At 37.4% G+C, this 19,614-nt stretch carries 19 protein-coding genes; 5 read left to right on the forward strand and 14 right to left on the reverse strand.

Annotated elements, in window-relative coordinates; genetic code table 11:
* The 6 genes from FJR08_RS20415 to FJR08_RS20440 form a co-directional block, all read right to left on the reverse strand.
* Positions 1–980 (reverse strand): nuclease-related domain-containing protein (locus FJR08_RS20415; RefSeq protein ID WP_174783183.1); only part of this gene is annotated, 980 nt, incomplete at its 3' end.
* Positions 981–1,314: 334 nt separating this feature from the next.
* On the reverse strand, positions 1,315–3,942 hold the full coding sequence (locus FJR08_RS20420) for a trans-splicing intein-formed DNA polymerase III subunit alpha N-terminal partner DnaE-N (RefSeq protein WP_015083676.1): 2,628 nt from the start codon (positions 3,940–3,942) through the stop codon (positions 1,315–1,317).
* Between the two features lie 137 nt (positions 3,943–4,079).
* Positions 4,080–4,571 (reverse strand): hypothetical protein, encoded by a 492-nt coding sequence (locus FJR08_RS20425; RefSeq protein WP_254435816.1) that lies wholly within the window; start codon positions 4,569–4,571, stop codon positions 4,080–4,082.
* Positions 4,541–4,882 carry a hypothetical protein gene (locus tag FJR08_RS20430; RefSeq protein WP_217357543.1) on the reverse strand — a complete coding sequence of 114 codons (342 nt, stop codon included), beginning with the start codon at positions 4,880–4,882 and terminating at the stop codon, positions 4,541–4,543. The genes FJR08_RS20425 and FJR08_RS20430 overlap by 31 nt, the downstream gene beginning before the upstream one ends.
* 257 nt (positions 4,883–5,139) lie before the next feature.
* Complete coding sequence (locus FJR08_RS20435) at positions 5,140–5,598, reverse strand: hypothetical protein (RefSeq protein ID WP_168634370.1); 459 nt, start codon at positions 5,596–5,598, stop codon at positions 5,140–5,142.
* A 66-nt stretch (positions 5,599–5,664) separates the two neighbouring features.
* On the reverse strand, positions 5,665–6,357 hold the full coding sequence (locus tag FJR08_RS20440; protein WP_148760846.1) for a hypothetical protein: 693 nt from the start codon (positions 6,355–6,357) through the stop codon (positions 5,665–5,667).
* A 245-nt stretch (positions 6,358–6,602) separates the two neighbouring features.
* Between FJR08_RS20440 and acs the strand changes: the two genes are divergently transcribed.
* The 3 genes from acs to FJR08_RS20455 all read left to right on the forward strand — a co-directional run bounded on the left by acs (position 6,603) and on the right by FJR08_RS20455 (position 9,667).
* A complete protein-coding gene (gene acs, locus FJR08_RS20445) occupies positions 6,603–8,573 on the forward strand; it encodes an acetate--CoA ligase (RefSeq protein WP_168634371.1) in 1,971 nt (656 codons plus the stop codon).
* Positions 8,574–8,688: 115 nt separating this feature from the next.
* Positions 8,689–9,174 carry a DUF4365 domain-containing protein gene (locus FJR08_RS20450; protein WP_168634372.1) on the forward strand — a complete coding sequence of 162 codons (486 nt, stop codon included), beginning with the start codon at positions 8,689–8,691 and terminating at the stop codon, positions 9,172–9,174.
* Between the two features lie 4 nt (positions 9,175–9,178).
* Positions 9,179–9,667 (forward strand): DUF4365 domain-containing protein, encoded by a 489-nt coding sequence (locus tag FJR08_RS20455; RefSeq protein WP_168634373.1) that lies wholly within the window; start codon positions 9,179–9,181, stop codon positions 9,665–9,667.
* 449 nt (positions 9,668–10,116) lie between these two features.
* On the opposite strand, the gene FJR08_RS24310 is transcribed toward FJR08_RS20455, so the two are convergent.
* From FJR08_RS24310 to FJR08_RS23055, 3 genes are all read right to left on the reverse strand, one after another.
* Complete coding sequence (locus tag FJR08_RS24310; protein ID WP_371415569.1) at positions 10,117–11,679, reverse strand: GUN4 domain-containing protein; 1,563 nt, start codon at positions 11,677–11,679, stop codon at positions 10,117–10,119.
* Between the two features lies 1 nt (position 11,680).
* Complete coding sequence (locus FJR08_RS20465; RefSeq protein ID WP_168634374.1) at positions 11,681–12,178, reverse strand: hypothetical protein; 498 nt, start codon at positions 12,176–12,178, stop codon at positions 11,681–11,683.
* A gap of 203 nt (positions 12,179–12,381) precedes the next feature.
* The gene (locus FJR08_RS23055; RefSeq protein WP_174783182.1) at positions 12,382–12,519 is read right to left on the reverse strand and encodes a hypothetical protein; all 138 of its coding nucleotides are present in this window, start codon (positions 12,517–12,519) and stop codon (positions 12,382–12,384) included.
* Between the two features lie 532 nt (positions 12,520–13,051).
* Between FJR08_RS23055 and FJR08_RS20475 the strand changes: the two genes are divergently transcribed.
* Positions 13,052–13,843: an SDR family oxidoreductase gene (locus tag FJR08_RS20475; RefSeq protein WP_148760954.1), complete on the forward strand. Its 792-nt coding sequence runs from the start codon at positions 13,052–13,054 to the stop codon at positions 13,841–13,843.
* Positions 13,844–14,354: 511 nt separating this feature from the next.
* Here the strand turns inward: FJR08_RS20475 and FJR08_RS20480 are convergent.
* The 5 genes from FJR08_RS20480 to crcB all read right to left on the reverse strand — a co-directional run bounded on the left by FJR08_RS20480 (position 14,355) and on the right by crcB (position 18,991).
* The gene (locus FJR08_RS20480) at positions 14,355–14,732 is read right to left on the reverse strand and encodes a HEPN domain-containing protein (RefSeq protein WP_168634375.1); all 378 of its coding nucleotides are present in this window, start codon (positions 14,730–14,732) and stop codon (positions 14,355–14,357) included.
* A complete protein-coding gene (locus tag FJR08_RS20485) occupies positions 14,689–15,054 on the reverse strand; it encodes a nucleotidyltransferase domain-containing protein (RefSeq protein WP_168634376.1) in 366 nt (121 codons plus the stop codon). Before FJR08_RS20485 ends, FJR08_RS20480 begins: the two co-directional genes overlap by 44 nt.
* A 414-nt stretch (positions 15,055–15,468) precedes the next feature.
* Positions 15,469–16,827 carry a tetratricopeptide repeat protein gene (locus tag FJR08_RS20490; protein WP_168634377.1) on the reverse strand — a complete coding sequence of 453 codons (1,359 nt, stop codon included), beginning with the start codon at positions 16,825–16,827 and terminating at the stop codon, positions 15,469–15,471.
* A 326-nt stretch (positions 16,828–17,153) separates the two neighbouring features.
* Complete coding sequence (locus FJR08_RS20495) at positions 17,154–18,563, reverse strand: Rieske 2Fe-2S domain-containing protein (protein ID WP_168634378.1); 1,410 nt, start codon at positions 18,561–18,563, stop codon at positions 17,154–17,156.
* 29 nt (positions 18,564–18,592) lie between these two features.
* Complete coding sequence (gene crcB, locus FJR08_RS20500) at positions 18,593–18,991, reverse strand: fluoride efflux transporter CrcB (RefSeq protein WP_168634379.1); 399 nt, start codon at positions 18,989–18,991, stop codon at positions 18,593–18,595.
* Positions 18,992–19,161: 170 nt separating this feature from the next.
* Here crcB and FJR08_RS20505 point away from each other — a divergent pair.
* On the forward strand, positions 19,162–19,614 hold a 453-nt coding region (locus tag FJR08_RS20505; protein ID WP_168634380.1), incomplete at its 3' end, for a M48 family metalloprotease.

Here is a 19,614-nt window from a genome sequence, read left to right on the forward strand (position 1 = left end):
TGCTTTGCTCCCCAAGCATGAAAGACTCGTAACTTCGAGTTAGTTTTGGGGTCATACTGCATTTCACCACAACTAAAACGCTTTATCCATTGGTCGAGTAAACCAGTTATTAAATCATATAAGGAACGGGTAAAAAATACTAAAGCAATATCCCAATCTGGATGTTTCAGGTGCATATGTGCGGCTTTTTGACATAGTAAAACAGTTTTTCCTGAGCCGGCAATACCGCGAATGCGCTGAGGACCGGGGGGAATTTCTTTACCAATATGTTCTTGTTGTAAATCAATCTCATAGAGTTTTTCTCGTAAACTATCAATGACATTAGAACGGGTTTTCCCAGTGGTATTGACTTGATTTCGGGGAGGTTTCCGCAATACAGGTGTACCGCCTATCACTGATAATAATAATTCCCAATTTTTAGCTTCTAAATCTGCTCCAGGAATGACAATATTAGCTTGTTGAATTTGTTCAATTAAAGCAACTTTTCCTAATTGGTCTTGAAATATAATTGGCGGAATATCTGGTAATTGGTCAAAGCCTTTTTGCTGCCATTGTTCTGTGGTAATTTGCGGTAATGCAACTATGGCTCTACCATTAACTTTTCGCCAAAGTGCTGTTTCTCTATCACTATATGATATTAATGCTCGCAGTTGATGTTCTGCTTGTTGGTAGGGATTTATTTCTGTGGTATCAGTATTTTGCAATTGCCATTGTTGACCATTAATAGCGGCAATTTGGTCAATATTTATAGATTTGACTTCAATTACAACTACACCAAATTCTCTATCAACTATTAAGATATCCGGCTCTTTTCTAATTTCTCCAGCTTTGGAAAAAATGGGATAACGCCAATATCCAATGCAGTTTCTATCAGCAAAGGTACTACGGAAAGCGTCCCAAACCTTCTGTTCTCCGTCTTGATTTTTGATTGCTTCGGTGGTGATAAACTTGCTACCCTGTTCTTCTATGCCAACAGCCATTTTCTTTACCCGTCTAAAATGGTTACGTATTTTAAGTTACCATTACTAATGGGCTTTAAACCAGTGAGAATATACTGATATGTAATTGTATAATCAGTATGCTATGTATGTGTATATAGTTATATGTGGTTAGTTAAGTAGTTAATTTTTAACGAACCACAGAGGCACAGAGGGCGCAGAGGTAAATAAAGAAGAGATGTGAATACTGATCTTAAGTATTGTTGAGTCGGGTTAAGTTTGTTTGTTTTTTGAAGTATAAAAGTCAACAATTACATTTTGCAAGCTCCTACTCTCTGCGACTCTGCGCCTCTGCGTGAAAAAAAAATTCATCCTTTCATTCAGCAACACCCACTTGTAATAAATCTAATCCTTGGGCAAAAATCTCATCAATTGGTAACATTTGCCCGGCTTCAGTCATGAATTTATGGTCTTTTGTAGCGCGAATAATTGCCCCATTTTCTAACAAATATTCATAAACTTCTTGCTGTCCCCGATTATGCCATTGGGCAATTGATTGGGTGTAAAGCATTCCATTACTATCAATAGTATAAACTTTACATTCAATCTGTTTTTCAACAATTTCCCCAATCTCTAAAAAACCATATTCAACGGTTAAAATTTCTGTGTCATAACTTAAACAGTATTCGGCAAACTTCAACATATCCCCAAATAAATGTTCAGAAACTTGGGGTATTACACCATTTTTTGCCGAACCATCAATAAAATTTTGCTTTTGTTTCTCCATTTCTGATACTTTCTTTTTACCCATAGCCCGACGGAGTAAATCAGCTTGTCCTAAGCTATAACCAGCCATATCTTGAGCAATTTTCATAATTTGCTCTTGATAAACCATGATTCCGTAGGTTTCATTTAAGATTGGTTCTAAAATTTGAGTATCATATTCAATTTCTTCTCGTCCATGTTTACGATTAATAAATTTAGGAATTAATCCTGCATCTAATGGTCCTGGGCGATAAAGTGCTAGAATGGAAGAAATATCTTCAATGTTTGAAGGTTTTAAATCTCGGACTATCTGTTTCATTCCTGAAGATTCTAATTGAAATATCCCTTCTAAATCACCTGCTTCTAATAGTGAATAAGCTTTAGCAACGTCTTTTGGTAAGTTAGTATGATCACCTTTAGCTAATATTTTTTGTGCTTTTCTTTCCTGTCCGGTAATTTCATCAGGATCAATTCGATATCCTTTACTTTGTTCAATTAAATCAATGGTTTTTTGAATTAGGGTTAAGTTCCGCAAACCCAAAAAGTCCATTTTTAATAATCCCAATGATTCCAAATCTTCCATGAAATATTGAGTAATTACAGAACCATCATTATTTCGTTGTAGAGGAACGAGTTCATCTAATGGTTCTGCGGAAATAACGACACCGGCAGCATGAACCCCGAAGGTTTTGTTAGTTCCTTCAATTCGCATGGCCATGTCAATCCAGCGCCGTACAGTGGGATCATTATCATATTTGGCTTTAAATTCTGGTTCGGGAGTTTCATCGGAAATCATCACTTTCAGTTTTGTGGGTTTACCCCGAACTACAGGAATCATTTTCGCCATTTTGTCAGAATCCCCATAGGGAATGTCTAACACTCTAGCGACATCTTTTAACACTGCTTTTGATGTCAGACGGTTAAAAGTGATGATTTGGGCAACTCTATCAACACCATATTTATTAGTTACATAATCAATGACTTGATCTCGTTTATCAATGCAGAAATCTGTATCAATATCCGGCATTGATTTGCGTTCAGGATTGAGAAATCTTTCAAATAATAAGCCATGATGTACGGGGTCAATATTCGTAATTTTCATGGCATAAGCTACTAAAGAACCTGCCGCAGAACCCCGTCCTGGACCGACGGGAATATTATTATCTCGCGCAAATTTGATGTAGTCCCACACTACTAAAAAGTAGGTGGAAAATCCCATTTGTTGAATCATTTTTAATTCATATTCCAATCTTTCTTTATAGACTGGATCTACTTCGTTGCGAGATTTGCGTTTTAATCTTTCTAAAAGTCCGTCCCAAGCAACTTCTTCTGCATAGGTATCTGCTGTATGTCCTGAAGGTATTTGGGGTGTGGGAATTTGGGGATCACCCATGATGTGATAAGGTTCAACTTTATCAGCAATTTCTTCTGTGGTGGCGATCGCTTCAGCAATGACATCATCGGGTAAATGGTCACGGAATAACTGGTGCATTTCCTCTGATGATTTGAGGTATTCTGTGCCGCTATATCGCATTCTTTTATCTTCGCTGATGAGTTTGCCGGTTTGAATACATAGCAAGGCATCATGGGATTCTACATCAAAACAAGAAATAAAATGGGAGTCATTTGTAGCAATAAATTTAATCCCTAATTCTCTGGCAATTTTGACAATTTCTACATTCACAATCCGGTCTTCTTGAGAACCATGATCTTGAATTTCTAAATAAAAATCTTCCCCAAATACTTCTTTATACCATTTAGCAACTTTTCTGGCTGCATCTGGCCGATTACTCAAAATTGCTTGAGGAATTTCTCCCCCTAAACAAGCGCTAGTAACTATTAAACCTTTACGATATTGTTTGAGTAAATCTTTGTTAATACAAGGACGGGAAAAAATGCCTTTACCTTGTACTCCTTGAAGATGGGAAATTGTGGTGATTTTAACTAAGTTTTTATAGCCTTGAGTGTTTTTGGCTAATACGACTTGATGATATTTGGGACGGCGTTCTTGTTTGTCAATATCACCGTTTAGGATATACATTTCGTTGCCAATTATTGGCTTTATAGTCTTACTGCGGCAGATTTTAATGAGTTCAACTGCCCCATACATGACACCATGATCTGTGAGGGCGATCGCTTTCATTCCTAATGCGATCGCTCGATCTACCAATTCTGGTAGTTGACTAGCACCATCAAGCAAGCTGTAATCACTGTGAATATGTAAAGGAACAAATGACATATTAGTATTTGGTAAAATAAGGGGATTTTAAATTAACAGTTTTTAGTTAATATCTTATGCTGGGAAGGGAGTAATTAACCAAGTATGATATATCTGAAGTCAAGTAAGCGATCGCTTTTTTAACTATTCTTCTAGTTTCAAATTGGTCTTTTCATAATACAGGTAACTTCACCATAACCAGGATTACCAGTTAAACCTTGTAAATTATTATGCTCTATATCTTCGTCTTGACCTAGCTTACTTGTCCATTTACCATCAGGTAATTGTCTAGCAACGTGGGTTGGTGTTTTATTGGAATTAACGTATATTGCTATTTTTTGAAATCCTGGTTCTAAAGTATCATCTTCACAGACTTCATAACCAAGAGTTTGAAATGCTTGCTCAAAAGCGTTAATGGTCTCCTCTCTAGGAACATCTGGAGGCCAGTATTCTTCATTTTGAGCATCTGGCCACCACCAATTTTGATCGTCTTCTGCTGCCCAAGCAACACAATTGTAATCTGTTGTATCTGGGCTTGTAAGCTTGTATCCGTGGATGACTAGGTTAGGAAAATCTCGTTCAATAAATGTTTTTACATAGTTAACCCAGGCGTTATTACTTACCAATTGTAGCCCCTTTGCTTTCCCCATTCGAGCCATGCTTTAGTCATTTTTTCTGTATTTCCTCTGTACTCTGGAGGTACAGGATCTTCTCTGGAAATAGATTTTAATGCCCAAAACCAGCGTCCAGATTTCTTTTCAAGCTCTCTTAGCAGTAGAGGTATGACGACTTCACCCATGCCTATAATTTGTTGATAGGCAGGGTGCATACACATTTGGTTAGTTGATGATATACCACGATTTTCTTCCCGCCATTGATTGGCAAGTGTGATGAAAGTTGCTTCTATTTCTGCCTGTCTGGAGGCGGTTTGTAGTTTTTCCATATTGCTGCTACTGTACATGATTTAATTTTAGGATATATGGGGTTACTATAGATTACTAAACCTATCGCTTTATGGTAATTCCGATTTTCTATTTACTCGTACTGCATAAACAATAGCAGCTTTGACATCTTTTGTGCCAAGATGTATAGTATAAAATTTTCACACCGATAACTGTTAGCTTGTACAGTTTTTAGCTAAAACATTATATACCACAAACAAGATCCCCGACTTCTCTAAGAAGTCGGGGATCTGAAACTCTCTGAAACTCTCGAAAACTATACTTCAACAATTCTAGGTTCTGAATTTTTGTGACAACACTTGTTGACAAAATAACTAGCTAAATCCAATAATTCCAAATTATCAATATCAAGATCAATATCACTTACTAACACATCTTTCACAGCCGATATTTTGTCATTTTCTCTAGAAATTCTCAAACATTCTTCTAAATCTACGGCTAAATCAAACAATGATGTATCTCCCACATAATTTCTGATTTTTATAGCCACATCATCATCACTAACTAAAAAGTCTTTAATAGAATCAAATAAAGGATTAGATATTTCATCATCTCCCCAGGTTTCTAGCCAATCACCTTCCACATCTTCGACATAAATATGAACAAAATTTAGTCCATAATTTAACCAATCTTGCTGCATATTCCGGGCTGCTGCTAACGCTTCTGTCAGGTTTTCGAGTTGAGCGCTATTATTAGTCTGTTGTTGGTTAACCATAAATGGTGTTTTCAGCGGATTAATGATGTTAGCTAGGACACAGATTTCGATTTCAATATTCGGGAATCAGGAAAAATTCATATACTTCCCTTCCGCAAGATGATCACTGTTATACAGTGCAACATTGACTAACTGATGAATAAAATCATTGTCTTGGGGATTGTAACTGAGAAATAATCCTCTTTCTATTTCCCACAATTGCAGTGAATTTTGCCACTTTTGATACTTAGTGTTATGAAATTCTTCACTGACACTGGTAACTTGAATACAGAGTGGTTTATTTTGGTGATTGCTAACTATCAGGTCTGTTGCCATAGAAAGGTCAGCTATATAACGCCGCCAAAAATCCCCTTCTCGATGAACAACATCCTGAGCTATATATTTAATGATATCACTATCAGCCTGATTAAATTCCCCCGCCATCATTTTTTTCTTCCAAATATAAAATTTGGTGTCTGTGGCGTTTATCCATTTAGGAAATAGACAACTGTACCAATATCTTTCATTGGCGGTCATTTGCTCAAACTGGAGTTTTTGGTCTTCCTCTGAAGGTAAAGATTTAATTGCTAACCAAACCTTAGAGTCCGTAATTACTTCTAATAAAAAAGCGACAACGATGGGTTTGGATATCAGTGAACCAAGCTTGATATGTTTAATCCAACGGTTGATATCTCTTAATTTTATCGTGAGACTTGGATCTATTTCAGCGGCTTGCTCGATTAGTAAATTTAGTTTATCCTTAATTTCTCTGGCTTGCAAACTATACCCTATTGTAAAACACTAACACAGCATCTAAAGAGTGATATCCTACTAAATCGGTAAATAAGGTTGTTAAAAACATGATCATTATTTTATCTTAGGGTGTACTGAATAATTCAGCATTAACTAATTGTCGGACTAGAGTAGGACTAGTTGAGCAGATCAGTAAATAATCTTTACACTCAGCACAACTTCGTTAAAAATAGTTTTCAGTCACAATATCATTATCATTTGCATCCATCATTATGTCTCAACCAACCATAGAATCCATTTTACAGGAAAAGCGGCTATTTCCGCCTAGCAGTGAATTTTCAGAAAATGCCCAGATCAAAAGTTTAGCAGATTATCAGCGACTTTACGACAAAGCCAAAGCAGATCCTCAACAATTTTGGGCAGAATTGGCGGAAACTGAGTTACACTGGTTTCAAAAATGGGACACTGTCCTAGATTGGCAACCACCTTTTGCTAAGTGGTTTGTCAACGGTAAGATTAATATTTCTTACAATTGTCTTGACAGACATCTCACTACTTGGCGGAAAAATAAAGCTGCATTGATTTGGGAAGGAGAACCGGGAGATTCACGGACGCTGACTTATGCCCAATTGCATCGGGAAGTATGCCAGTTTGCAAATGTATTAAAGCAGCTAGGAGCAAAAAAAGGCGATCGCATTGGGATTTATATGCCGATGATTCCCGAAGCTGCCATTGCCATGTTAGCCTGTGCGAGAATTGGCGCACCTCACAGCGTTGTTTTCGGTGGTTTTAGTGCTGAAGCTTTGCGCGATCGCTTGAATGATGCCGAAGCTAAGTTAGTGATCACAGCCGATGGTGGTTGGCGCAAAGATGCAATTGTCCCCCTCAAAGAACAGGTAGACAAGGCTTTAGAAAACAATGCAGTCCCCAGCATTACAGATGTGCTAGTTGTCAAGCGCACAAATCAAACAATACAAATGGAAGCAGGACGTGACCATTGGTGGCACGATTTACAAAAAGGCGTTTCTGCTGATTGTCCCGCTGAACCTATGGACAGCGAAGATATGCTGTTTGTTCTCTACACTTCCGGTAGTACAGGCAAACCGAAAGGAGTAGTCCATACCACAGGCGGTTATAACTTATACAGCCATATCACTACCAAATGGATTTTTGATCTTCAAGATACTGATGTATATTGGTGTACTGCCGATGTCGGTTGGATTACGGGACATAGCTATATAGTTTATGGACCCCTTTCCAACGGGGCAACCACTCTCATGTATGAAGGTGCGCCCCGTGCTTCTAATCCTGGTTGCTTCTGGGATGTCATTGAGAAATACGGTGTTAATATTTTTTATACTGCACCAACGGCAATTCGCGCCTTTATCAAAATGGGTGAACACCATCCTAACAAACGTAATCTTTCTTCTCTGCGATTACTGGGAAGCGTGGGTGAACCCATTAACCCCGAAGCTTGGATGTGGTATCACAAAATCATTGGTGGTGAACGCTGTCCAATTGTGGATACTTGGTGGCAAACGGAGACAGGTGGGATTATGATTACACCTCTACCTGGGGCAATTGCCACTAAACCAGGTTCAGCCACTCTCCCATTCCCCGGTATTATTGCGGATGTGGTGGATTTAGACGGGAATTCTGTCCCTGATAACGAAGGTGGTTATTTAGCAATTCGTCATCCTTGGCCGGGAATGATGCGGACTGTGTACGGTGATCCTGATCGTTTCCGGCGGACTTACTGGGAACATATTCCGCCCACAAATGGTAATTATACGTATTTCGCCGGTGATGGGGCGAGAAAGGATGAGGACGGCTATTTCTGGGTCATGGGGCGCGTGGATGATGTTCTGAATGTCTCTGGACACCGCTTGGGGACGATGGAAGTAGAATCTGCCCTAGTGTCTCATCCGGCGGTGGCTGAGGCTGCGGTGGTGGGTAAACCGGATGATTTGAAGGGTGAGGAAGTTGTGGCTTTTGTGACTTTGGAAGGGACTTATCAAGCCAGTGAGGAGTTGAGTAAGGAACTGAAAAAGCACGTTGTCAATGAGATTGGAGCGATCGCTCGTCCTGGTGAAATCAGGTTTACTGATGCTTTGCCTAAAACCCGTTCTGGTAAGATTATGCGGCGTTTGCTGCGGAATTTGGCATCAGGACAGGAAATATCGGGGGATACTTCGACTTTGGAAGATCGTAGTGTGTTGGATAAGTTGCGGGAAGGGAATTAATTTAGGTTAGTTTTTCATAACTGTGTAAAGTCTGTATGGGGTGGGCAAAATTGCCTACCCTATATTGTGTGAAGAAAACTATAACTTGAATTATGATAGGGGTATATATAAGAAAATGAGAGATGCACTAGGACAAAGAGGTGAGAGGATATTTGAAGTTTTAATCACTAAATTTCACCTTGATACTAGTCCAATTTTTAAGCCGCAGTTTTTAGGAGATAAATGGCAGTATGTTGATTTTATTGTGGAGTTAGTAGGTGCAGGTTCATATATTCCCTATTTCTTTGTACAAGTCAAAACTACTAGGCAAGGTTATACTAAAAAAGAGAATCGCCTTAAGGTGAAAGTAAAAGAAGAATCTGTAATTGGTATAGCATCTTATCCAGCACCAACTTATATAGTTGGGATTGATGACATTCAAGAAGTTGGTTATTTAGTTTCTGCTAATGGAGAAAATTCAAAATCTCTCTCAAGTCTATCTACTAACTTTCCTATTAATAAACAGAATAGAGAAATTCTTTGGCACGAAGTAAATAATTTTTGGAGTCAATACAGCCGGAAAAATTTAGTTTCGCAATTTTCTGATCAACAGTGGAGATAAAACAATGCAAACAGAACAACCTTGGTACATTGGTTTACGTTCAGAAGCTTTGGCAGTTGTGTACTTAACTCGTCGTGATGATTTAATTGTTTCTCAACAAAAACAAGGACAAGGAGGTTTAGATTTTTCAGTTACAATCACTAAAGATGGTAATTACACTGGGAGAATTTTTGGGGTAGAAGTGAAAGCAACAGTTTCTAGTTCTGAAGTAATTCAGCATGATGATATTTTTCAGCTAAAAAATAACAAATATAAGAATTTGAAATTTTTCAGAGATTTACCATTTCCAGTGTGCTTGTTTTTCTTTACGCTAGATAATGATAAAGGATATTATAAATGGATTTTAGAACCTATTATTAATGAGGGAAATAACGTGGTATTGAAATTTAATCAAAATGAAGAATTAAAAACCCTGAATGATCAAGAAATAGATAATATTATTGCAATGGTTAATAGCTGGTATGACCATAAAAGCAATTTAGTACAAGTATAAGATTCATGGTTGTTTAGAAAATGATCGCTCGTCCTGATCAAATCAGGTTTACTGATATTGTCTGAATCAGGATGTCGAGGATTTTGATTTTATTTGTGGTGTACTAATATTTTAATTTGTCTGAATCAGGATGTCCAGGATTTGAGGATTTACAGGATGTTGTTTGAAATTATCGTGTTTTGAATTTTGATTGTCCATCTTTATCTGCGTTTATCTGCGTTCAATTATTCTTGATATTACTGTTAGATTACTAATTTTTTTAAACGAACCACAGAGACACAGAGGACACAGAGAAAAAATTTCAGTTATCTTTGTGTGGGAAGGGAGTATTTTTCTCGTTCATCTAATTAATTATGTCAGAATTGGGGGAGCTTTCACCAGAAAATAAAATCCTGTAAATCCTTTAATCCTGGATATCCTGATTCTGACTTAATAATTTTCTGAAAGCTTTAAATGTTACAGTTTACAAGTCTTAAGAGAAGAGCCTCCATACCGTTATCCTCACCTACCACCAACCCACACTCACTGGGCAGGTGTCCCTTTTTCGTAAATGTGCTAAAAATAACTTTATCATACGTTATCCATTCCTCACTCATTCTCCATCCCACTTTATCGCCAAATTTTTCCCAGGTTTCTTTATAATACCTGCCGTCAGCTATGCCACCGACGCTCAAGTAAATTTGCTTTTGGACACTAAAGCCAAATTGACCATTGCTATGTTTTATCCATAGTTTGTCAATTGTGCGGAGATCAGTACAAGGAAATTTTAATAGTTCTTCGGTTCTAATCCAGTCGCCTTCCTCACGGGCTACAGCCTTTAACATTACCAGATAGGTTTCATAGTCGGCATCTTTCCAGTTACCTGCTTTGAGTAAGTCACGCAATCTGGTATAGTCTACGCCTTTTTCTGAGCCAAGGTTATCTATATCAATGGGTGGCTGAATAGTTTCTACAGCCTGAGTTGCTGAAGTGTTTGACGTATAACCAAGATGTGAGTTGAGAAGTTGTAAAGGTTTAATAGTTTGAGACTGAATACAAGTCTCGATACGAGGGAAGAGATTTATAACAAGTCCCGGATCATTGTATTCGATTAATACAGGAAGATGTCCTTTAGGTGCTGAAATATCAAAACTATGTTGATCATCAGATTCATCAAAAAAGTAGTCTTGATCTACATCTCGCCATCCAACGATATCACCGAAGTTTTTCCAGAGTATTTGATCAAAAATACTATCAAGCTTGCCACCAATGCTTAAATAAATTTCCTTTTGAATACTGAATCCAAATTTGCTATTACTGTGGTTTAACCACAGTTTATCAATTGTTTTAAGGTCTGTGCAGGGAAAATTTCTTAAATCTTCTTTGGTCAATTTGTCGCCCTTATTCTTATTCTTACCTACTACATCAACCATCAATTGATAAGTTAGTGTATTAGCATCTTCCCATTTACCTTCGGACAGTAGTTTACTAAGATAGGTGTAGTCTATGCCTTTTTCTGAGGAGAAGTCGCTCAAAAGCCATATTTTCTGTGGTAGTGAGGAAATTTGTGGCTGTTGACTCTGAACAACGGGTTGTGACGGTTGCGACTCTGGCCTTATTCCAGTAATACCCCACACCAATTTTTTCCATGGGTCTGTATGAACAGTGCTACCTGTCCGAAAATCAACCCATGTTCTACCTTCCAGGAATAATGGTAGTTTTGGTTTCTGTGGTGCATTGGGAAGCAATATAGGAATTACAGGACATTTTCTTCGATGAAATTCGCGCAAGAAGCTATTAATTTCTTCTTCTTGCCAAGGACCGATACCACTCTGTCCAATAAAAACTGCTGCTGACTTAATATTTGGTATTTGTTTTTCTAGTTCTGGTTGCCAAGGAAGACCAGGTTGTAGTTCCCAATCATCAAGCCAAGGTTTAATTTGTGTTAATTTTAATTGCTGGGCAATTTCTATTACGGCAGTCTTGTCTTGGCTATTGTGACAAAGGAAAACATCAAATTTAAACTGTCCCATTCTACTCCTCTACACCCGCAATAACAGCCAAAGCCTTCGCATACTCTTCCAACCCACTTCGCAAAGCAGCCAACTCACTTCGCAACGTTGCTTCCTCAGACCAACTCACCTCATGTTCTTTAGGACTCACCCCAACAGGTCGTCTTGCTTCCCACGCTTGTAACACAGGATGCCATTTAGCTAAAAATGGTCTTAACCCATTATTCAACACCGCAATAGCAATACCCCCAACTGAGTTTTTATAAGCACCCACATCAGGTCCAGCCGCTTTGAGAACTTCGCGGGTAGTTCCGAATAAACTATACAGAGAGTTTAATGCTTCCCGCACTAACCCTTGGTCAACTTCTAAGGACTGGACAGCAATGCGTGTCACCAGTTCCACATACAACGACCAAGCGGCTTTTCGTTCCGTTGTATCGGCTTCCCATTCCGCAGAACCAATACCGAAAGGAAGACTAATAGCGACTTTTTTTAATTTTGCGGGGTCGTGCTTGGGCATAAACGACTACTAGAAATAAATATTTAAATCATACTACCTAAAAAGTAGCATATTTTGGCAGCACCACTGAAACTACTCGATAATGGTCTTTTTTAATAATACAAAATCTTACTATATATGCGCGGGCAGATTCCCACTAATAACATAAGTATAGTAAAAATTTTGCGTCTTGTCAAGTCTTAAAATATTCAAATTCTTGATCATCAATAAATATATTCATGTTTAATTTCACTAGATTTCTCAGCTTCTAAATATTCTGAGAGAGAAATATAGTATTCACTTTTGCTAATAATTATTTTCCTATGTCTATAAATTGGTGCTGATAGCGTGACGTTAGCCATTATTTTCCTGAAAAATATAACTAATACTTTATAAATGCAACAGATTAATTGTCTTGAATAAGTTAAAAAATGTGTTCCTTGTCACAAAAATCAACCAATTGTGAGGGGATCATGATATGAATTGCTCACTATTCATAAAAACTTATATAAATTAAGATCGCGATATATATACATCACGAAAACGACTGATCAGAAATCCTGATTAAAAAACATTGCCAGAACTTGATTTAGTTGCTAATGTGTGTAGGTACGACAGCACTGGTGAATGCTCGGAGCAAATAGAGAGGTAAAATCAATGAGCTTTATCCATCCTGCCAACAGTCTTTTATGTTGATTAAACAATCCTGACAACGAGGAATTTCTGCTATCGAGAAGCAATAAAGGGGTATTGCAGATGAGCAGAAAAAGTATCTTCGTTCCTGTCGCTGAATTGAAATTTGATTTTTGTTTACCGTTCATCAATCGTCTTCCCTGTTGATTACCAAGAAGGCAAAAGGAAGATGAAAAATGAAGAATTTGGAGGTGAAAACCGATGAAGATTCAAGGAAAAGTTGCACTAATTACCGGGGCTTCCCGTGGCATTGGTAAAGCGATCGCATTAGAATTAGCCAAACAAGGCATGAAAAGGTTAATATTAGTAGCACGCGATCGCCAAAAGTTAGCCGAAGTAGCCGCCCAAATCGAAGCTTTGGGCGTAGAAACTACAATCATGGCTTTAGACTTAACTCACTCAATCAACGTCAACATAGCCGTAGCCCAACTTTGGCGCAGTTATGGACCGATTCATCTACTCGTAAATTGTGCCGGAGTCGCACATCAAAACTCATTTCTGCAATCAAAACTCCCCCAACTGCAAGAAGAACTCTCCGTCAATTTGATGGGAATGTACACCCTCACCAGCTTGATAGCCAAACGCATGGTTAGTCAGAAAAGGGGGATCATTGTCAATGTCTCCAGTTTAATGGGGAAAGTTGCCGCCCCGACAATGGCCACATATTCCGCCACTAAGTTTGCCATTGTCGGATTTACCCAGGCACTACGTCAAGAACTCGCCCAACACAATGTCCGCGTTATCGCCTTACTCCCTTCCCTGACGGAAACAGACATGGTGCGCGACTTGCAATCATTTCGGGGCGTGATTCCCATGACACCCGAACAAGTCGCCCAAGCCCTCGTTATCGGCATAGAAAACGATACCGCAGAAATCCTAGTCGGCTGGCAATCTCACTTAGCCGTATTATGCCAACGTCTCGCCCCTTGGTTACTAGAAATCATCCTGCAACTAGCAACACCGAAAAAACCATTACCTGATGCTGCGGGATAACATTCAATCTAGTTAAGTTTTGTTTCGCGCAAAGACGCAAAGGAGCAAAGGCGCAAAGTGTTTTTTGTGTCTTTGCGTCAAGTAAAGTTAAAAAATGGTAGGTTGGGTTAAGCGAAAGCGCAACCCAACTGAAAATTTGATAATGATAAGGAAGAAATGACACTATCGCTAACCCTGTAATGATAGTGCAGAATCATAATTGATCTTACTGTAGCGATCGCTTGATAATCAAAATAGTTGCTAGGAAATAAATATATTATTGTCTGAATCAGGATATCCAGGATTTTAGGATTTACAGGATTTTGATTTTATTTGTGGTGTACTAATATTTTAATTTGTCAGAATCAGGATGTCCAGGATTTGAGGATTTACAGGATGTTGTTTGAAAGTTTCATGTTTTGATTTTTGATTGTCCATTTTTATCTGTGTTTATCTGCGTTTATCTGTGTTCGATTATTCTTGATATTACTGTTAGATTACCATTATTTATTTAACCATTGATTTATTTGAATTAGCAAGATGATAGATAGTTTACTAATTCTAGGAACTCTTCGGTTCTTTCAATCATTAGTTTTGCATCTTCAGCAGTTAAACGTTCAGAGCGATCATAATCTCCCTTTAAACGGATCTGTTCTGCATCAATTAGATAACGGTGAAATTTAGGATCAATTTTACCAGTTCTGGCAAAAAGTTCGCCAAATTTACTAATTACAGCAGAGTGTTTGCTAAAACTGAGATTTTCACCTACTAGGAATGCTTCAGCTATATAAAACATGGCATAATAAGCACGAGAAGCAGCAAAATCAGGTAGATTTTCACCAGCTAAAATTTTAGCTGCACGCAGACTATCTTGAGATTTTTGCACTAGAAACTCTTGTTCTTTGTTCATAAAAATAAATACCTTCTTTTTTGATATTTTGGATTAGCATTGTTTGTTCTTTCTCAAAACGACTGAGGGAGTAAAACAGGTTAGAAATTACTACACTATATTTTAAACAAAGGGGACTAAGAAAAAAGCCAATTTTTTCAATTTCTTTGGTTGCTTGCACTAAATCCTTCAGTATAACTAATACATCAAAATCTGAATCAGGAGTAGCATCACCACGCGCTTGAGAACCAAAAAGAATCACTGCAATTAGTTGATCTTGGTATGTTTCAAGCAAGTTATTACACAATTCCTGCATAATTTCTTCTAGTTTTGGGTGTTTCATTGTTTAGTAATATTTTCTACTTGGAGATATAGCATTTTTTGTCAGAATCAGGATTTTAGGATTTACGGGATGTTGATTTTATTTGTGGTGTACTAATATTTTAATTTGTCTGAATCAGGATGTCCAGGATTTAAGGATTTACAGGATTTTGATTTTATTTGTGGTGTACTAATATTTTAATTTGTCAGAATCAGGATGTCCAGGATTTTAGGATTTACAGGATGTTGTTTGAAAGTATCATGTTTTGATTTTTGATTGTCTATCTTTATCTGTGTTTATCTGCGTTCATCTGCGTTCAATTATTCTTGATATTTACAAGTCTCGACACGAAAGAAGACAGCACCTCCCAATAACCATCCACCTACATCACTCAGTCGTATGCACACGGGTAGGTGTCCTTCTGGTGATCTCTTATCAAAAGTAATATAACTGTACCTCAACCATTGATTGAACATATTGGATATAGTTAATAGTGCGTCTATAACTAAATTCATCATTTAGTCTTTTATATAGATTAGCCGCCAAATTCAAATTTTCAAGTGCATTTTTGTTATTTCCTATTTCGCTATAGTAATTTCCCCGATAGTAGTATATTTCTGCAAGATATGTATAAATATTTAAGGCATAGTCAGGATCAAATTTTAATACAATATTAAAATCCTCAAATGCACCTGCTACATCTCCTATTTGAAAACGAAATTTTCCTCTAACATAGTATGCTTTATATAAGTTAGGATTAATATTTAACGCTTGATTCAAATAATTGATGATTAGTTCATCTCTATTTATAATATAATTGTAATAATTGCAATCTACATCTAGGTTATAGTAAGTAATTGCTAAATTCAAATAGACTACAGCTTCTTTAGGATGAATTTTTAGTGCTTTCTCATAATCATTAATAGCATAGTCTATATAACCAAATTTTTCGTAAATAATTCCTCTGTTATTATAAGAGTAAGCGTCTTTAGGATTAATGTATATTGCTTGACTATAATCATTTATAGCATTCTGGAAGTTTCCCAGGTGATGATGAATTTCTGCTCGTTTAAAATATATTTGAGCATTTTTAGGATTTATCTGCAATGCTTGACTATAATTAGTAATCGCACCTTGATAATCTTCTTTTACAATATACTCATCACCTAAGTTGATATATTTGTCAGCATCATAAAATGATAAATTCTCTAAATAGCCACGTAACCCACCAGGATAAAGTAATTCATCTATTCCAACTAAAGTTTTATCACCAGTTGATTTAATCATATTAGTTGGTAAAAAACCAACCATAATCAAACGATAGTCTTTTTCCATTTCACTAAATTCTTCTTGACATAAAATACAAACTAAAACAGAATTTTTTTCAATTTCTTCTTTATCAATTGTCCATTGAACTTGATCACAATTTCCATAACGGGTTTTAACCTGAACACCAATTGATGAATTAGCAGTTAAGGTAAAATCAACCTTTCCATCTCCACCACTGTATTTTTCATAATCAACCTCAGTGACAAAATCACCTAAACGGATTTTAACAACTTCCTCACCCAGCTTTCCCTTCATATTATTGAAGAAGATGTTCTTAACATCGTATTGTTGCTTAAATTTATTAGCCATATCCCAGCAAAAAACCCGTAATTGCTTTAACCTCTCTCCAGAGATAACCGTCAACTCACTATGCTGTCCTTCCTTCTCACAATGGAGTAAGTCACCAGATTTCAGTCTTTGAATAAAATCAGTCTGCTGTGCTTTGAGTATTGTTGTCCAGTCCATTTATTAAAACTCACCTTTATCTGACAAGGAGTATTTATTCTAGTATTCCCTATCAAGCAGCAAAAAGCACTAATCTAGATCACATTGCAGTTTTTTGAGTCTAACCGAGAAGTATAGAATCCTCAAACCCTAAAAACGCAACTTAAACAAACATCCTGTAAATCCTTAAATCCTGGACATCCTGATTCTGACAATACCTCAGACAGATGAACAGGTATAGACTCAGCATCTAGAGTATCAAAGCCCGATTGATACCGAGAGTATGAATTCAAACTTTCATATTTGGACGCTGACAATAGTATTAAGTGAAATTTGAAACCGCCAATTTACCTTCTTTTCTCCGGTAAATTACGAGGGGGGATCATTCTTCCCTCATAAAACTGCTTTTCCAATTTACTTAATTTCCACCATCCTGCACTTAATAAAAGAGGAACAAATGTTTCTACCATCACTAATAAAATTGATTTTGTCTCCACCAAAAAAGCTAATAAAGGACTACTAGCTAAAGCCAGAATAGTAAAAACACCACACCAGAATTTTAACTGTTGAATCCTCTTTAAAGCCTGACGACAACTAGCACATTTTTCTGTATGGGAATGATATCTTTCTAGCAGTAATTCTCTATTTAGTAATAGTGGTGGTAAAGATTCACCCGGAAATGATTCTCCATGATATTGATTTACCCATTTACGTAACTCAGCCACAAAAGTATCTGCTTTTGTCGCTAGATAAAAAGCCTTATTAAAATTAGCACTACCACCTTTATCCGCTAAATAACGTTCTTGATAATGGAGAAAAATTTGATCATCTTCTAAAACGCCATTTTGTCCAATATGAACATACCAACGAGGGCGAATTTTAATAAAAAATCCTGGTAATTTAGACTTGAACTTAAAAGGAAAACGGGCAATGATGCGACATTCACCTTTGCGAATGGGGACAGCATAAACAACAGTTAAAATTCTGCCTTTTTCCGCATTAATATCATGCCACATTAAACCAGGGGCAATAAATGTTGTGGAAAGTTTTCCCGATTGTCCCGCTTTTAATCCTTGTTTCCAAATCCCTTCAAAACCATGTTTTCCTGATTCAACTATTTCTAATTCTAAAGGTGCAGCATTGGCACGATTTCCCACTGTCAGATGATGCGTAAAGGCAATATGACTAGGATCAAGGATATTTTCTAATAATGTCAAAGCATCATAAGGAACATCTCGAAAAGTGTTCATAATTACCCAGCCTTCCGGCGCTGCTTCTATGGGTTCAACTACAGGAACTTTGGTATTTATGGCATTTTCTGGATTACCAGCATAGACAAATAATAATCCTTGTCGTTCTGTTGTTGGTAAAGATGGTACACAAGCCCTGGGAGAGGTTTCTGCTTTTGCACCTGCAACCTGTTGGGGAATTTTTTGACAACTTCCATCTCCAGCAAAAGACCAACCATGATAAGGACATTCTAACAATCCATCTTCATTAATTCTGCCTTCAGAAAGAGGTGCAAGACGGTGAGGACATTGATCTATAAATACTTGCCAAGATAAGTTTTTTTGATCCCACCAAATCACAATATCTTTACCTAAAAGAGTGAAAGGTGTGGGTTTTGATTTATCTAAATCCTGAAGATAGTGAACTGGATACCATGCTTCTGCTAATTGGAAAGAATCGGGGTTACTCCCTCCAGGTAATATTTCTGTGAAAGAATTTTCGTTGATAAAAGATTGTGTTTGCACCATTTTCTGTATTGATTAATTTCCCATAACTTTTAATTTAACATTCTAGCAATAATCATCCCCAATTGAACACTGATAATTCCTAAAATTGTACTACCTGAAAAATAACCAGCAGCAGCTAACCAATTACCACGTTGTAACAAGCCAACTGTATCTAACCCAAAAGTAGAAAAAGTAGTATATGCCCCTAAAAATCCCGTAGCAACAATTAACTTAATTTCTGGAGAAATCATCGCTGTTTTTTCCATAGCTAAAGTTGCAAAAAACCCCATTGCTAAACAACCACTAATATTAATAAAAAAAGTTCCATAGGGAAAACCAAAACCAAAGCAGTTTGTCAACCACAAAGTTAAATAATAGCGACTTAAAGCCCCAGCTATTGCCCCTAAACTAATAGCAATGGGAACACGAATTTCTGCCTGTTGTAACATTATTAATCTTTTATTCAATCAGTCTCAAACGGAAAACCGTACTTTGGTGACAGGTTTTCATCACTGTACCTCAAAATTGAACTCGATACAATCAAGAGGTGGCTAAAAGGATGCTGTTGTCCAGACAAAGTTATAAAAATTAATACAGCACAAGTAGGAGAGTTATCAAGATGGGAAATCAACTGAAAACGGCTATTTTACTAGGTACTCTAAGTGGCTTATTGATAGCAATTAGTTACTGGGTAATTGGTGGTACGGGGGGCTTGATTATAGGAATTGGGTTAGCAGCAGCGACTAATTTATTCTCCTGGTATCAATCAGATAAGATTGCTTTAGCCGTATATAACGCCCAGCCTGTCACCGCAGCGGAAGCACCAGCACTGTATCGCATCGTTCAAAAATTATCTAGCCGTGCCAATATTCCCATGCCGGGAGTGTACATTGTTCCTAGTCCCACTGCTAACGCCTTTGCTACAGGACGAGATCCTGAACACGCGGCTGTGGCTGTCACTGCCGGGATTTTAGACATCCTCCCAGAGGATGAATTAGAAGGCGTAATTGCCCACGAACTTACCCACATTATTAATCGTGATACCTTAACTCAAGCGGTGGCGGCTACTGTG

It is taken from the genome of Dolichospermum sp. UHCC 0260 (genome assembly GCF_009711985.1).
In the GTDB taxonomy this organism is placed as follows: domain Bacteria; phylum Cyanobacteriota; class Cyanobacteriia; order Cyanobacteriales; family Nostocaceae; genus Dolichospermum; species Dolichospermum lemmermannii.